This is a genomic window from Mycetocola sp. Y171, from assembly GCF_056713165.1.
The window spans coordinates 325,666-341,765 of the sequence record NZ_JBWYGX010000002.1; the positions used below are offsets into that span (position 1 = coordinate 325,666).

The 16,100-nt window shown below is 66.2% G+C and carries 12 protein-coding genes, 1 tRNA gene and 1 pseudogene; 11 read left to right on the forward strand and 3 right to left on the reverse strand.

All coding sequences use genetic code 11. The features are described 5' to 3' along the window. Window positions 1-42: 42 nt before the first annotated feature. On the forward strand, window positions 43-1,038 hold the full coding sequence (gene nudC / locus AC1M2K_RS11160; protein WP_480241034.1) for an NAD(+) diphosphatase: 996 nt from the start codon (window positions 43-45) through the stop codon (window positions 1,036-1,038). Next, window positions 1,035-2,774, forward strand: coding sequence for an ATP-dependent helicase (locus AC1M2K_RS11165; protein WP_480241035.1), 1,740 nt, complete (start codon window positions 1,035-1,037; stop codon window positions 2,772-2,774). The genes nudC and AC1M2K_RS11165 overlap by 4 nt, the downstream gene beginning before the upstream one ends. Here the strand turns inward: AC1M2K_RS11165 and AC1M2K_RS11170 are convergent. Then, window positions 2,716-3,645 (reverse strand): annotated as a pseudogene (locus AC1M2K_RS11170) (hypothetical protein); the annotation flags it as partial. The gene AC1M2K_RS11165 and the pseudogene AC1M2K_RS11170 overlap by 59 nt on opposite strands. After that, complete coding sequence (locus AC1M2K_RS11175; protein WP_480237035.1) at window positions 3,539-4,900, reverse strand: zinc-dependent metalloprotease; 1,362 nt, start codon at window positions 4,898-4,900, stop codon at window positions 3,539-3,541. The pseudogene AC1M2K_RS11170 and the gene AC1M2K_RS11175, both read right to left, overlap by 107 nt. Window positions 4,901-5,018: 118 nt before the next feature. Between AC1M2K_RS11175 and AC1M2K_RS11180 the strand changes: the two genes are divergently transcribed. From AC1M2K_RS11180 to AC1M2K_RS11205, 6 genes are all read left to right on the forward strand, one after another. Further along, entirely contained in the window at window positions 5,019-6,188 is a 1,170-nt protein-coding gene (locus tag AC1M2K_RS11180) for a YlbL family protein (protein WP_480237034.1), read from the forward strand. A 113-nt stretch (window positions 6,189-6,301) separates the two neighbouring features. After that, entirely contained in the window at window positions 6,302-9,220 is a 2,919-nt protein-coding gene (locus AC1M2K_RS11185) for a UPF0182 family membrane protein (RefSeq protein ID WP_480237033.1), read from the forward strand. 21 nt (window positions 9,221-9,241) lie between these two features. After that, on the forward strand, window positions 9,242-10,150 hold the full coding sequence (locus AC1M2K_RS11190; RefSeq protein WP_480241036.1) for a class I SAM-dependent methyltransferase: 909 nt from the start codon (window positions 9,242-9,244) through the stop codon (window positions 10,148-10,150). Next, the gene (locus tag AC1M2K_RS11195; RefSeq protein ID WP_480241037.1) at window positions 10,147-11,184 is read left to right on the forward strand and encodes a zinc-binding dehydrogenase; all 1,038 of its coding nucleotides are present in this window, start codon (window positions 10,147-10,149) and stop codon (window positions 11,182-11,184) included. The genes AC1M2K_RS11190 and AC1M2K_RS11195 overlap by 4 nt, the downstream gene beginning before the upstream one ends. A 65-nt stretch (window positions 11,185-11,249) precedes the next feature. Continuing rightward, window positions 11,250-11,323: transfer RNA gene (locus AC1M2K_RS11200), tRNA-Met, on the forward strand. 255 nt (window positions 11,324-11,578) lie between these two features. Next, complete coding sequence (locus tag AC1M2K_RS11205) at window positions 11,579-12,574, forward strand: helix-turn-helix transcriptional regulator (RefSeq protein ID WP_480241038.1); 996 nt, start codon at window positions 11,579-11,581, stop codon at window positions 12,572-12,574. Window positions 12,575-12,582: 8 nt separating this feature from the next. Here the strand turns inward: AC1M2K_RS11205 and AC1M2K_RS11210 are convergent, their stop codons facing one another. Continuing rightward, window positions 12,583-13,284 (reverse strand): SDR family NAD(P)-dependent oxidoreductase, encoded by a 702-nt coding sequence (locus AC1M2K_RS11210; RefSeq protein ID WP_480241039.1) that lies wholly within the window; start codon window positions 13,282-13,284, stop codon window positions 12,583-12,585. Between the two features lie 276 nt (window positions 13,285-13,560). On the opposite strand from AC1M2K_RS11210, the gene AC1M2K_RS11215 reads away from it, so the two are divergent. Genes AC1M2K_RS11215 through AC1M2K_RS11225 form a run of 3 tightly spaced genes read left to right on the forward strand, consistent with a single transcriptional unit; the run spans window position 13,561 to window position 16,082 of the window. Continuing rightward, window positions 13,561-14,388 (forward strand): alpha/beta fold hydrolase, encoded by an 828-nt coding sequence (locus tag AC1M2K_RS11215; RefSeq protein ID WP_480241040.1) that lies wholly within the window; start codon window positions 13,561-13,563, stop codon window positions 14,386-14,388. A 21-nt stretch (window positions 14,389-14,409) separates the two neighbouring features. Beyond that, window positions 14,410-15,249, forward strand: a complete 840-nt coding sequence (locus tag AC1M2K_RS11220; RefSeq protein ID WP_480241041.1) for an alpha/beta hydrolase — start codon at window positions 14,410-14,412, stop codon at window positions 15,247-15,249. A 17-nt stretch (window positions 15,250-15,266) separates the two neighbouring features. Further along, window positions 15,267-16,082 (forward strand): MBL fold metallo-hydrolase, encoded by an 816-nt coding sequence (locus AC1M2K_RS11225; RefSeq protein WP_480241042.1) that lies wholly within the window; start codon window positions 15,267-15,269, stop codon window positions 16,080-16,082. Window positions 16,083-16,100: the final 18 nt, after the last annotated feature.

Here is a 16,100-nt window from a genome sequence, read left to right on the forward strand (position 1 = left end):
CCACCCCCGTGGCAGCTATCCGCCACGCCCTTGCACTTGGGAGTGCTTTTGTTCGTTCTCGGCGCGCTCACCGATCTTCCCCTCGCTCGGACCGCGGTGAACCGTGACGCCGACGCCCGGGTCAGACCCGACCTGTTTCGCGAACTGCTTGCCGACCCGCAGGCGCGGGTCCTCCCGCTCTGGCATGGCAAGACTCTGATGGACGGCGACCGCCTGGCCCTGCTCACTCCCGAAGCCATGCCGGCCGCAGAGGTGCTGTGCTACCTCGGACGCACGGTCGACGCCGGAACCCATGCCGAGGTCGGCGCTCCGGTGGTCCTCGCCGTGGTGACGGATGCCGTCGCGCACGCAATCGAAGCGGACCCGGACAGGTGGGTGTCGCTCAGGGAATCTGGGAGCACACTCGGCGCCGGCGACTCGGCCCTCATGACCGCGGCCGTTGCCCTCGCGAACTGGCACGCCTCCCACGGCCACTGTCCCAAGTGCGGAACCGCGACACAGCCGTCGCTCGGTGGCTGGATGCGGCTCTGCCCCAACTGCCACAACCAGGTTTTCCCGCGGACGGACCCCGCCGTCATCGTCCTCGTCCTCGACGACGACGACCGGCTCCTCCTCGGGTCCAACATCCTCTGGCCCGAAGGCCGCTACTCGCTTCTGGCCGGCTTCGTCGAAGCGGGCGAGTCGCTCGAGCAGGCCGTGTGCCGGGAGATCGCTGAGGAGTCCGGACTGACGGTTGAGAATCCCGTCTACCTCGGTTCCCAGCCGTGGCCGTTCCCACGGTCCATGATGCTCGGCTTCTCCGCCCGGGTCGCAGCAGGACACGACCCCGACCTTCTCCAACCGGACGGAGAGGAGATCGTCGACCTGCGCTGGCTGAGCCGCAAGCAGCTTCGCAGCGAAGCGGGAACCCTGCTCCTGCCGGGTCCGGCGTCGATCGCCCGTTCCCTCATCGACCACTGGCTCGTCGCAGACGGTGGCCCCGGTCTCGACGAAGCCGCGCGGGCCGCTTCGGCGGATTCCGCGGTGACACAGGCATGAGCGCTGAGCCGACCGATCTCCTCGCCGGCCTGGACGACGATCAGCGCGTCGCCGCCGAGGCGCTCAGAGGACCTGTGTGCGTGCTCGCCGGTGCCGGAACCGGTAAGACGCGCGCGATCACGCACCGGATCGCCCACGGAGTCGCGACGGGAACCTACGCCGCGAACCGGGTGATGGCCCTCACCTTCACGAACCGGGCTGCAGCCGAACTCCGGGGCCGGCTCCGCCACCTCGGTGCAGGCGGGGTGGCAGCACGCACCTTCCACGCTGCAGCGCTGAGCCAGCTCAACTACTTCTGGCCGCACACGGTCGGCGGAATCATGCCGGCTCTCGTCACCAGCAAGGGACGGATGCTGGGGCATGCGGCGGAACGCCTCCAGCTCAAACTCGACACCGCGACTCTCCGTGACATCGCGGCCGAGATCGAATGGCGCAAAGTGTCTGGCCTGAGCATCGAGCAGTACGCGGCTGCCGACCGCCCTGCACCCCAGAACCTCGCCGCAGACCAGGTGGCGGCGATGCAACAGGCATACGAAGACCTCAAGGACGAGCGCCGTCAGCTCGACTTCGAAGACGTGCTTCTGGCCTGCGCCGGGATGATCCAGACGGAACCCGCCGTGGCCATGCAGGTGCACGAGCAGTACCGGTTCTTCGTCGTCGACGAGTACCAGGATGTCTCGCCGCTGCAGCAACAACTCCTCGAATTGTGGATCGGCGGCAGGAACGACGTCTGCGTCGTCGGTGACGCCAGCCAGACCATCTACTCCTTCGCCGGTGCGCGCAGCGAATACCTGCTCGACTTCCCGGCGCGGCATCCGGATGCGACGGTGGTGCGCCTCGAACAGAACTACCGGTCGACACCGCAGATCGTCGACACAGCCAACCGCCTCATGCGCGGACGCCCTGGCGCGCTGAGCCTGCATGCGAGCCGGTCGGCCGATACGCACCAGCAACCGGAGATCACGGCGTACCCGAACGACATGACCGAGGCCAGGTCGATCGCGCAATCCGTGCTCGAGCAGATCGCAACGGGGACGAAACCCGAGCACATCGCGATCCTCTACCGCGTCAACGTGCAGTCGGCGGCGCTCGAGACGGCGCTCGGCGATGTCGGAGTCCCGTACCTGCTCAGGGGCAGCAAGCGCTTCTTCGACCTGCCCGAGGTCCGCCAGGCGATCATGGCGCTGCGCGGGGCATCCGTGTCGATCACGGGGGAGCCCCTGTTCAAGTCGGTCAGTGACGTGTTGCGCTCGCTCGGCTGGACGCAGGTCGCCCCGGAGGTCGCCGGCGCTGTGCGTGACAAGTGGGAGTCCCTCAACGCGATCATGGGTCTCGTCGATCAGGCTCCGACTGGAACGACCTTCCGGCAGTTCACCGACGAACTGCTCGAGCGGCAGGCCGGACAGCACGAACCGACGGTGTCTGCGGTGACGCTGGCCACCCTCCACTCCGCCAAGGGACTCGAATGGGACGTCGTCTACCTCCTCGGGCTCAGCGAGGGACTCGTCCCGATCAGCTACGCGAAGTCATTCGAGCAGGTGGATGAGGAACGGCGCCTGATGTACGTCGGGATCACGAGGGCGCGGTCCCGCCTGTTCATGTCGTGGGCGGAGCACTCCGGTCGTTCGCCGCAACCGCGGGATCGCTCGCGGTTCCTGACAGAGATCGGCATCCGCAATCCGGGTGTGGCCGGTGCGCGAGCAGGTGCCCCGTCACCCGGAACCCGTCGATCCTGAGGGATGCGGAGGCGAGGTCGTTCGTTCCGTCGGCGAGCCGGGCTGTCACGATCCGGGCGACGCGCGCGCTGACCTCGCTCACCAGCGGTTCGCGTTCGGCCAGGGACGGCTGACCGAGCAACTGGGATGCCATCGCCGGCCACGCCGGATCTGCATCCGTCCGTTCGAGGGCGAGGCAGTGCAGGCACGGCCCGGCGCCCGGTTCGACCAGGGGACCGATCTCCACACCGACGTCGGTGTAGACCACCGCGAGATGCGGGATGTCGAGGCTCAGCCACCTCACGTATCGTCTCGGGTCGATCACGTGGGTGGCGACAACCACCGCAAGGTCCGGAGGTCGTTCGGTGTCGGGGTCCTCAGAGTCCGCTAGTCCTTCGCGCAGGAGCAGTGAGCGGATGCCGTCGGCAGTGCTGCCGTGCCCGTCGACGATCCAGACGGGCGACTCGCGCTGGGCTTCGGGGGAGACGAGTGCAGGCGCGACACCGTCGAGGAAGTCCTGGACCTCGGCGGGAGCCGCTCCGACCCGGACGGCCAGCTCATCGAGTTCTTCGCGGCTGATGCCGGCGATCACCGCTCCGAGCAGATGCTCGACGGCCGTGCTGATCGTGTCGAGCCGGGCGATGGCCTGCTCGGCGCCGATCTGCAGCGACGTCGGAGTTCGCCAGACGATCGGGTACCGGGGGTCGAGTCTGAGAAGCATGCGGGAGATCATGCCCCACTTGGAGCTGCCCCGTGCGGTTTCTCCACAGGGCAGCGTCGTCAGTTCAGACGACCGGCGGGTTCTCGCTGCTGCCTGAGCCCTCTTCGCCGCGGAGAAGGTTCTCGAGCGCCGTGTCGAAGTCGTCCGGTTCCGGTACCTCGCCGCGAGCATGCGCCTCGAGCCGGGCGATCAGCGCTGCCGGGTCGTCGATGTCTTCGCCGGTCGGGATGACGTCAGGGTGCGACCAGAGCGCGTCGCGCTGCTCGTCGCCGACGGCATCCGTGATCTGCTGCCACATCGCTGCGGCTTCGCGCAATCGCCGTGGCCGCAGTTCGAGCCCCACGAGGGTCGAGAACGCGGACTCAGCGGGACCACCGGTCGCGCGGCGACGACGGACCATCTCGGCGATGGCGTCGGCCTTGGGCAGGCGTGAGGTCGCGCGGGCGGTCACCACGTCGACCCAGCCTTCGACGAGGGCGAGGATGGTTTCGAGGCGGGCGAGCGTGGCCAGCTGGGCATCGGTCTTCGGTGGGATGAGCGAGCCGTCGACCATGGCCTGGCGCAGTTCCTCGGGGTTCGACGGGTCGAAGCCGTCCGCGAGGCTCTCCAGCCGGTCGGTGTCGATTCGGATGCCACGGGCGAACTCGGTGATCGAGGAGATGAGGTGCAGGCGGAGCCAGCGGGCGTGACGGAACAGTCTGGCGTGGGCGATCTCCCGCACCGCCAGGTACAGCTGCACCTGGTCGTCAGGGATGTCGAGCCCGTCGCCGAACGCCGCGACGTTCTGCGGGAGGATCGCGGCCTGGTTGTCGTCGAGGAGAGGGATTCCGACGTCGCCGCCAGAAACGACTTCCATCGAGAGCTGGCCGACGACCTGCCCCAGCTGCATGGCGAAGAGGGCGCCGCCGATGCTCCTCAACAGGGCTCCGGCGTTCTCGACCATGCCCTGGAACTCCTCGGGTGCCTGCTCCCTGAGCACGCGGGTGAGGGCATCCGAGATGCTGGTGGCGACCGGCTCGGCCAGCTGGGTCCAGACCGGCATCGTCGCGCGGGCCCACTCGGCGCGGGTGAGGAGTTTCGGGACGCTCGTCAGCTCGGTGATGCCGGTGACGTCGTCGAGCCACAACGCGGCGATCGAGAAGGCCTGGTCGAGCGCAGCTCGCTGCTCGGCACTCGTCGGGACGGCTTCACCGTTCGCGAGCGTCACGGCCTGGTCGGTGGCGGCCTGCCAGTTGATGCTTCCGTCTCCGCCGCCCTGGAGCGCGTTTCGGAGCTGGCTGAGCATCGCGTTGACCGACGCAGGATCACCGGGAAGACCGGCGGCACCGGCGAGCTGACTCGGGTCGATCCCGGCGTTCCCTGCCAGGAACTGCCGCAGCATGTCGCGGAACTCGTCCTCGGGGTTTTTGTCGGATTCGTCGGGCACAGAGGCCACCTTTCAGACAGCATTCGGTTGCGGGATCTACGCTAGTCGGTGATCCTCCGAGTTTCGCGCGGCTGCCCCTGGCTGCTGTCCGCCCGTCGCGAACACCATGAAAGGCACGATGAGTCTCTTGAGCGAATACCCGCCAGGCACCGAACCGCAGGCGCTCTATTCGGAGGCGGAGCTCGCGTCGATGGAGCGCGCGCACCGTCGACGCACCCGCGGCTGGCTGGCCCTCGCCCTCTCCTTCGTGATCCTCCTCGCCCTCGCACTCTGGCCCACGTCCTATGTGATCCAGCAGCCGGGCCCGGTGTTCAACACGCTCGGCACTGTGACGATCGACGACGAAGAAGTACCGATGGTCACCGTGAAGGGGGCGGAGACCTTCGACACCGGGGGTGCACTCGACATGCTCACCGTCCAGGCGGTCGGAAACAGGGAACAGCGTCCGAACTGGTTCGAGATCGCCCTCGCCTGGTTCTCCCCGAGCAAGGCCGTCGTGCCCGTCGAAGCTCTCTTCCCGGAAGGTGTGTCGACCGAGGAGCGCGAAGCGGAGAACGCCGCCCTCATGGTCGATTCGCAGCAGGATGCCATTGCGGCGGCTCTGACCGAACTCGACTACGACTTCCCGGCGCAGCTCGCTGTCGGGCAGGTCGCCGACGGCGCCCCGGCGGACGGAAAGCTCAAAGTCGATGACGAGATCATCGCGGTGAACGACACCGCCGTCAGCGACCTCACGTCGCTGCGCGACGCCATCACTGCGAACGGAACCGACCAGGCAGCCGCCTTCGACATCGTTCGAGGGGGAGTGCCGTCAACGGTGTCGATCACTCCCGTCGCTGCGACGTCCGCTGACGGCGAGGACACGAGCATCATCGGCATCGCGACGAAGGTTCTCTATGACTTCCCTGTCGACGTGACGATTCAGCTCGACAATGTCGGAGGTCCGAGTGCTGGCATGATGTTCGCGCTCGGGATCATCGACAAGATGACGCCGGGCAAGCTGAACGGCGGCGAGAACGTGGCAGGCACGGGGACGATCGATGCCGAAGGCACCGTCGGGCCGATCGGCGGCATCCGTCAGAAGCTCTACGGAGCCCTCGACGCCGGCGCGAGCTACTTCCTCGCCCCGGCCGCGAACTGCAACGAAGTGGTCGGCCATGTTCCTGACGGCCTGCGGGTGCTGAGCGTCGCGACGCTGGACGACTCGCTGGCCGCCCTCGACGCGATCGAGTCGTCGAACGGACTGGACGCCCTCCCCACCTGTGAGGCGCCGAGGTCGACCGACTGATTTCCAGCCTTCGCCGGGCGCATCCCCACCAGTCGACCGGCTAGCTCCCAGCCTCTGGAGTGCACATCCCCATAGACTTGTGACCAGACCCCGAACACTGACAGAGGCCACAAGTGACATCCGCTCAAGCAGCACAAGCTCGTCCCGCCCCCAACCGCAGTCGCGCGCCGCTCGCCATCACGGCAGCAGTCGTCGGCGCGCTCGTGGTTGCGTTCTTCATCTTCGCCGGGTTGTACTCGGACTACCTCTGGTTCGAGCAGCTGGGCTTCGCGAAGGTCCTGACCACCCAGTGGATCGCGACCGCCGTGATGTTCGCCATCGGCTTCTTCGGCATGGCCATTCCGATCTGGGCGAGCATTCAGCTCGCCTACCGACTGCGTCCGGTCTACGCGAAGCTGAGCAGCCAGCTCGACCGTTACCAGGAACTCGTCGAGCCGCTGCGGCGCCTCGCGACCTACGGCATCCCGATCGTCCTCGGGCTCTTCGCCGGATTCGCCGCCGCCACGCGGTGGGAAGTCGTGCTTCTCTGGCTGAACCGCACGCCGGTCGGTGAGACCGACCCTCAATTCGGCCTCGACGTCTCGTTCTACTTCTTCGAGCTTCCGTTCTTCCGCGGCCTCGTCGGCTTCGCCTCGGCCGTCGTGCTGCTCGCAACCCTGCTGACCATCGCCGTCAGTTACCTCTACGGATCTATCCGCGTCTCCGGCCGTGAGCTCCGCATCTCGAAGGCCGCACGGATCCAGATCGCGATCCTCGCCGCCCTCTACATCGCACTCCAGGCCGTCTCGATCTGGCTCGACCAGTACGTCACGCTCAACCAGACCGGCGACCTCATCACCGGTGCGAACTACACCGACGACAACGCCACGATCCCCGGTCGGGTCATCCTCGCCGGAATCGCCGCTCTCGTCGCCGTCCTGTTCCTGGTGACAGCGTTCATCGGACGCTGGCGGCTCCCGGTCGTCGGAACCGCGCTGCTCCTCGTGGCGGGCCTCCTCGTCGGTACCGCGTACCCGTGGGTGATGCAGCGGTTCCAGGTCGACCCGAACGCGAAGACCCTCGAGACGCCATACATCCAGCGGAACATCGACCTGACCAGGGACGCGTACGGCGTCGCCGATGTCGAGGAGATCCCGTACAACGCGACGACGGACGCCGCGAAGGGTGCCCTCCGTGAGGACGCCGAGACCACGGCGTCGATCCGGATCATCGACCCGGCACTCGTGAGCCCGTCGATCTCGCAGCTCGAGCGGTTCAAGAACTACTACAGCTTCTCGCCAGACCTCGACGTCGACCGCTACCAGGTCGACGGGGAGAGCCAGGACGCTGTCGTCGCGCTCCGCGAACTCAAGCAGGACGCCGATGACACCTGGTACAACAACACCTTCGTCTACACCCACGGCTATGGCCTGGTCGCCGCCTACGGCAACCAGCGCTCCGTCGACGGCCAGCCCGTCTTCCTCGAGTCAGGCATCCCCACCACCGGTGCCCTCGGCGACTTCGAGCCGCGGATCTACTTCGGTGAGGCGTCTCCCGACTACTCCATCGTCGGAGCTCCCAAGGGCAACAAGCCGGTCGAGCTGGACTACCCGTCCGGAGACGAAGGCGAGTCAGAGACCTACAACGCCTTCGAGGGCGACGGCGGACCCAAACTCGACAACGTGCTCAACAAGCTCGTATACGCGCTGAAGTTCCAGTCCGAGCAGATCTTCCTTTCGGACGACGTCACCAGCGAGTCGCAGATCATCTACGACCGTGACCCGGCGACGCGTGTGAAGAAGGTCGCGCCGTACCTGACGCTCGACTCCGACCCGTACCCCAGTGTGGTCGACGGCCGCGTCGTGTGGATCGTCGACGGGTACACCACCTCGGACGCGTACCCCTACTCACGCACGGTGGGCCTGTCCACGGCGATCGCCGACTCCGCGACAGCAGACCAGCGATTCGCGCTCGACGACATCAACTACATCCGCAACTCGGTGAAGGCCACGGTCGACGCCTATGACGGATCGGTCACCCTCTACGCCTGGGACACGGACGACGCCATCCTTAAGACGTGGCAGAAGATCTACCCGTCGACGGTGGAACCGATGTCGAAGATGAGTGGCGACCTGATGAGCCACGTGCGCTACCCGGCCGATCTGTTCAAGGTGCAGCGCCAGATCCTCGGGCAGTACCACGTGACGGATGCCGGCAAGTTCTACTCGAAGACCGACGCGTGGTCGACTCCGACCGACCCGCAGTCCGAAGCCGCCGAGAACCTGCTCCAGCCGCCGTACTACCTGACCATGCAGATGCCTGGGCAGGAGGCGCCGACGTACTCGCTGTACTCCACCTTCGTGCCTCGCGGCACCGGTGACAGCGCGTCCAGTGTGCTGACCGGCTACCTGGCCGTGGATGCCGATGCGGGTGCCAGTGCAGGAAAGCCCGGGGATGACTATGGCAAGCTCCGGCTGCTGACCCTTCCGAAGGACGTGACGGTTCCAGGCCCAGGGCAGGTGCAGAACGCGTTCAACACCGACACCGAGGTCTCCTCACTGATCAACCTGCTCAAGCAGGGGCAGTCGAAGGTGCTGAACGGAAACCTCCTGACACTGCCTGTCGGTGGCGGACTGCTCTACGTGCAGCCGGTCTACGTGCAGTCCACCGGTGAGACCAGCTATCCGCTGCTGCAGAAGGTGCTCGTGGCGTTCGGCGACCAGATCGCATTCGAGGACACCCTCGATGAGGCGCTCGACTCCCTGTTCGGCGGCGACTCGGGCGCCAGCGCCGGAGACGGCAACACGCCGGGGACCGACGACCCGGCAGCGCCGGAGACGCCGACCGAGCCGGAGGAGCCGGACGACCTGGTCGATCCCAACACCGGCAACCCGGTTGTCGACGCAGCGCTCCGCAACGCGCTGGATGACGCGAAGACGGCCATGGACGACAAGGCTGCCGCTCTGTCCGAGGGCAACTGGACGGCGTACGGCGAAGCCGACGCCCGACTCAACGCGGCACTGGCCGAGGCTCTCGACCTGCTGGACGGCTAGTCGACCGGTAGCGTGGGGTGAATGACAGAGAACACGTCAGACATCCCACGCCCGGTCGATCTCCGCTCAGGTGACTGGCTCGACGCCAACCGGGCACAATGGGACGAACGCGTCCCGATCCACGTCAACAGCACCTTCTACGACCAGTCGGCGCTGCGCCAGGGTTCCGGTCGGCTCACCCGCGTCGATGAGGCCGAGCTGGCACGCGTGTTCCCGGGGGAGGACGGCCGGTTCGACCTCAGCGGCAAGCGTGTGCTCCACCTCCAGTGTCATTTCGGGGCAGACACACTCACCCTCGCCCAGCGGGGAGCATCCGTCATCGGACTCGACTTCTCTCTCCCAGCCGTCCGCGAGGCACGGAAACTCGCCGAGGAGGTCGGTCTCGCCGACCGGTCCCGCTTCGTCGCGGCGAACATCTACGACGCCAGGCACGCTCTGCCGGAACCCGACTCTTTCGACCTCGTGTTCACTACCTGGGGAACAATAGGTTGGCTTCCGGATGTCGCTGAATGGGCGCGCATCATCGAATGGTTCCTGAAGCCGGGCGGGATGCTGTACTTCGCCGACAGCCATCCGTCAGCCCAGGTCTTCGATGAGGACCCGGCGGGCGGGAGCCTTCCCGTGTTCACCTACTCGTACTCCGACGCGGAGCCCGACATTTTCGACGACACCGTCGACTACGCCGACGAGACCGCTGTGCTCCAGAACACGCGCACGTGGGAATGGATGCACCCGCTGTCCGCCACCTTCGGCGCCCTTCGCGAGGCCGGACTCACCATCGACCACCTCGGCGAACACGACGAGTTGCCGTGGCGGATGTTCCCGACTCTCGTGCCGCGAGGCGAGGGCATGTTCGGCTGGCCCGAAACGACCTGGCTGCCCCTCGCGCTGACCCTTGTTGCATCGAAACCGAACGGAGCCGCGTCATGAGAGCCATCCAGTTCTACGGGCCACGCGACGTCCGCGTCGTCGACCGACCCGACCCGGTGATCGTCGACGACACGGATGCCGTCGTGCGGATCGTCGCCACCTGCGTGTGCGGCAGTGACCTCTGGCCGTACCGCGGCGAGAACCCGCGCGCATCCGGCTCGACGATCGGGCACGAGTTTCTCGGCGAGGTCACCGAGGTCGGAAGCGACGTCGCGAAGGTTGGGGTCGGCGACTTCGTCATCGCGCCGTTCACCTGGAGCGACGGCACCTGCGCGAACTGCCTCCATGGCTTCACGAGTGTCTGCACGCACGGGTCGGCCTGGGGTTCCGCCGGCGCAGACGGCGGCCAGGGTGAGGCCGCCCGCGTTCCCTTTGCCGACGGCACTCTCATCGTCGTTCCCGGCGGTAGGCCGGCCGATGAGCTGCTGCCGTCGCTCCTGTCCCTCTCGGACGTCTTCGCCACGGGCCACCACGCCGCCGTGTCCGCCGGCGTGGCGCCTGGGGCGACCGTCGCCGTCGTCGGGGACGGAGCTGTCGGTCTGTCCGGTGTGCTGGCCGCTCAGCGCCTCGGCGCTGCGCGGATCATCGCATTCAGCAGGCACGCCGACCGCCAGGCGAAGGCTCGGGAGTTCGGCGCCACGGACGTCGTGGCCTCCCGTGGTGACGACGCCGTGGCCGAGTTGCTGGAGCTTACCGACGGCGTCGGTGCGGATGCCACGCTGGAGTGCGTGGGAACGGAGCAGTCCATGACGACCGCGTTCGGGCTGGCCCGAGCCGGTTCGCGTGTCGGCTTCGTCGGGGTGCCGCACGGCGTGGACGTGCCGATCACCCTGATGTTCAGGCGCAATATCGGACTCGTCGGGGGAGTGGCGCCCGCCCGTGCGTATGCGGACGAGTTGCTTCCGGATGTCCTTGATGGGCGGGTCGATCCCGGCCGTGTCTTCGATCTGCGGGTGGATCTCGAGTCGATCCCCGAGGGCTATCGCGCCATGGACGAGCGACGGTCGATCAAGGCGTACGCGATCCTGTCCTGACCCCGATCCCGGGCCCGCCTCGATTCGCGCGGCCCCTGATCCCGTGCTAGAGTAAGTTCTTGTGCCGCGGGGTGGAGCAGTTCGGTAGCTCGCTGGGCTCATAACCCAGAGGTCGTAGGTTCAAATCCTGCCCCCGCAACAAAGAAGGCCCGGAATCATTGAGATTCCGGGCCTTTTCCTTTGCCCGGGACAGCCATTCTCTTCTCCGGCTGCGCCCGTTGACCGGCACTTCCGACCGACTGTTCGCCGCCGCGAGCATCCACTGCGGACGTTCGCCGATGATCGCGCTCTCAAACCCGCTAGCCAACGTCTCTGGCCGTGCGCTACTGTCGTGCCAACAGCGGCTCGGGAGGACGCCGAGCTGCATCCGTCTTTCTAGGGCCGGTGCGACCGCATGGAAGAGTTCAGCTTGCGCGACCTGCGCTCGTCGGAGCGCTCCGCGCTGCTCGACGAGGTCGCCCAGGGTGCCTCGGTTCCGTTCCACGCCCGGGCTCTTGACCCGTCAGCGGCTATCGAGTTCACCCACAGGACCCGCCGTTTTCGCGACATCGAACTCACCAGCACGGATTTCTGCAATTATCTGGGGGAGCGGACGGCATCTCAGGCCAGGGACCTGTCATCACCGCGTCTCGTTCTGACCTTCTCCGAGGGCCGGGTCGACTTCGAGCAGGGCGACGGGCAGGTTCGCGGCAGAGGTCGATCGCTGGTTCCGATCTGGAGCTTGTCGCCCTGGAAAGTGGCCGTGCCTGAACGCAGTTCCTTCTGGGGATTCTCGATTCCAATGGACGAACTCGGGCTCCCGCATCTTCTCGTCCGCGATCTGGTGACGAAGGATCTGAGCAGGAGCCCGCTGGCTTCGCTGCTGTCCCGCCACATCACGAGCCTCGCCGACCTGCCTCCGATGGAGTCGGAAAGCGAGTCAGTGCTGGCGACCCCGTCGATGGACATCGTCAGAGCCGTGCTGGCGATCGCCGTCGGTGACGAATTCCGAAGCCGGGAGCCCCTTGGGCGCACTCTCGGACTACGTGTGATGACGTACATCCGTGCCCACGTCACCGAGTCAGATCTCACCGCGGAGCGGATCTCGGCACACTTCGGCATCTCACGTCGGTACCTCTTCACCATCATGCGCCAACTCGGCGTGCCGATGCATGAATGGATTCGCGAAGAGCGACTGATCCGCGCCGCGACCATGCTGGGCGAGCCCAAGAACGCCCGCATCTCCGTTGCCGCTGTCGGGCGGTTGTGCGGCTTCGGCGACCATTCATCCTTCTCGCGAGCCTTCCGGCTGCGGTTCGGCTGCGCACCCTCCGAATGGTCCCACCGGGGCCCGGGCGAACAGGTCGTGCTCCGTCGGCGACAGGCGTGGTCTCCCGATCACCTTCCGTAACCCTGACGTCATTCCAGCTCGGGATACAGCATCACCAGAGGTTGGGAGAGGCGCGACTTCACCGAGCGGCAGTACTCATCGACGAGGACCTCGGGATCCTGCCGGCTGATGGCATCCAGTGTCATCGTGGCCACAGAGCGCACATCGGTTCGCGGGTGCGACGGATCACCGGTCGCGTCACGCAGGGTCAGGCCGAGCACGACACCGACGACGTCGATTCCGGCATAGGCCAGTTCCACCCGCAGCGCATTCGTCACGGACCACAGCGCAGCCTGGCTCGCCGCGTATGCACCGTTCACGCTGATCCATGCCTGGACCGACCGGACGATCACGAGCACGCCTCCACCGTTCTTCGCGAGGACCGGACCGAAGGCGCCGGCCAGGTGGATCGCTCCCAGTGTGTTCTTCATGACCAGGTCCGTGAACGTCCCGTCGTCGACCGTCAGGAGCGGGACAGCTGCCGGTTCGGGCGCCGGGATGCTCACCGCGACGGTGACGTCCCGAGCGACCGAGACCAGATCCGTCAGAGAGCCGGTTTTCGCTTGATCGAATACGAGAGGAACCACACGGCTGTCAGCCCACTCCCGGGGAGTCTCGCCAACCGCGTAGACCCGCGAAGCGCCTTCCCGCAGGAAGGCGGCGACGAACTCCTCTCCCAGTGCATCCGTGGCGCGCGTCACCAGGGCGACGTCTGCGTCGAAGCGCTTCATGGGCACCCCTTCAGCCAGCCGCGACGGTCGAAGTTCTCCCGTCGAGAAGGACGATAATCGCCGCTGGCCGCGGTCGCGATGGCCGAGCGTGCAACTTCCTGTGCACGGAGTGCCTCCCGGTGTGCCGTCGTGCCTCCTCGTGCACGGGTGGCACAGGAATGTGCACCCTGCGTGAAGGCGGTGCGCACCCACCTGTCATTACATTCGCTCTTGTCATTACAAGCAGCCAGCACCGCCTGGCGGTCCAACGCACAGAACCGACGGAAAGTGATACCCATGAGCTACATCAAGACCCGCGACGACGTCGATCTCTACTACAAGACCTGGGGTGAACCAGGGGGGACCCCAGTCCTGCTCAGCCATGGCTGGCCTCTGAACGCGGACGCCTGGGAATCACAGGCACTCTTCCTGGCGGAACACGGATGCTTCGTCATCACCCACGACCGGCGCGGGCACGGGCGGTCGTCCCAGCCGTGGAACGGCAACGAGATGGATTCATACGCCGACGATCTCGCAGAGCTTCTCGACACGCTCGACGTGACGGGAGTGGTACTGGTCGGGCACTCGACCGGCGGCGGTGAAGTCGCACACTACATCGGCCGCCACGGAAGCGGTCGGGTGGCCAAACTCGTGCTCGTCTCCGCCGTACCGCCGATGATGCTTCGCACCGACGACAACCCGGAAGGACTTCCTCTCGAGGTGTTCGACGGCATCCGAGCGGGGGAGAAGAGCGGCCGGTCGCAGCTCTACAGGGATCTTGCGGACGGACCCTTCTTCGGCAACAACCGAACCGGCGATGTACCGCAAGGAGTCCGTGACGCATTCTGGCTGAACGGCCTGCAGGCCGGCCACCGCGGAGCATACGAGTGCATTGCTGCATTCTCCGCCACCGACTTCCGCCCGGACCTGGAGAAGGTCGATGTCCCCACCCTCGTCATCCACGGTGACGACGACCAGATCGTCCCTTTCGAAGTCGGGGGGAAACGCTCCGCGGCGATGGTGAAGGGCGCGCAACTCAAGGTCTACGAAGGCTCAGCCCACGGAATCACCGACACCGAGAAGGATCGCCTTTCCCAGGACCTCCTCGACTTCATCCGGTCTTGACCCCAACCCGAAGGAAGCATCATGTCAGACAACCTCGCACCCAAACCGCCCATCGTCCTCGTCCATGGACTCTGGATGACCCCATCCAGTTGGGACACCTGGGCGCAGCGCTACCGGGACCTGGGCCACGACGTCATCGTGCCGGGATGGCCCGGTATCGGCGACCGGACGCCGGCTGAGGTCCGCCGCAATCCGAAACCCCTCGAGGGTCTCGGTATCACGAAGGCTGTGGACCACTACGACAGAATCATTCGCGACCTCCCGGCGAAACCCATCATCATGGGGCATTCCTTCGGGGGGATCTTCACTCAGATTCTGCTCGACCGCGGACTCGGTATCGCCGGAGTGGGCGTCGAACCCGGTCAGCCGGCCGGCGTCCTGACATTGCCGTGGTCCACTCTGCGGACCGGGCTGCCGATCCTGTCCAACCCGTTCCGCATCAATAAGGCGAATCGACTCAGCACAGGCCATTTCCATTACACCTTCGGCAATGATCTCGGCCGGGCTGAATCCGACCGCGAGTGGGAAGCCAGCGCTGTGAACTCCGCCAACCGCATCTTCTTCGAGGGCGTCCTCTCGCTCCCGAAGAAGAAGACAGGAATCACCCGAGTGGACTTCCTGAAGAAGGACCGGGCACCTCTCTTGCTCATCTCGGGTGGTATCGACCACGTGGCACCTCCGGCCATCCAGAAAGCGATGCTGAAGAAGTATTCCGCGGGTCCGTCGCTGGTGGAGCGTGTGGAGTTCCCCGGGCGTTCGCACCGCATCGTCAGCCAGAAGGGGTGGGAAGAAGTCGCAGACTATGCCCTGTCCTGGGCGCTGACGCACGCCACAACGAACCAGTCGCAACTTCTTCACTGAGGCTGGAGGTGGGATCCGTGAACGACATCGTGCTCACTCACATAGGTGGTCCAACGGTGCTTCTCGAGATCGATGACTGGAGGATTCTCACGGATCCCACCTTCGATGTCCCGGGCCGACGCTACTCGTTCGGGTTCGGCACATCCTCGGTCAAGACAGAGCCGCCTGCGATTCCGCTGGAGGATCTCGGGCCCCTGGATGCTGTCCTTCTGTCCCACGACCATCACGCCGACAATCTGGATGACGTCGGTAGGGCCCTCCTACCGAACATCCCCACCGTGGTGACCACCCGGCCAGGCAGCCGACGACTGGCGGCATCGAACGTACGTGGCCTGCGTACGTGGTCCAGCACCCGACTCGAACACCCGGGCCGGCGGCCGATCATCGTGACGGCCACACCAGCCCGTCATGGTCCACCCTTGAGCCGGCCGATCGCGGGGGCGGTGATCGGATTCGCGATCCGCCGAGAATCCGAGAAGCAAGCCGCCGTGTGGTTCTCGGGGGATTCCGTCTACTACCGGGGACTGAAGCAGGTCGCCGAACGACTGGACGTCGATGTCGCCGTCCTGCATATGGGGGCGGTGCGCTTCGGCGTCACCGGCCCCCTCCGCTTCACCATGACCGCCACTCAGGCGACCACACTTCTTGCCGGCCTGAAACCCAGAATCGCCGTACCCGTTCACACGGACGGGTGGAGCCACTTCAGCGAGGGTGCCACGAGCGCCCGGGAAGTGTTCAGCCACGCTCCTGATGCCGTCAGATCGACGATCCGATGGCTCCAGGCAGGCGTGCCCACACCGGTCGAATCGCCATCACAAGAACGGTCGCCGTAGCAACCGTTCGGGCGAATT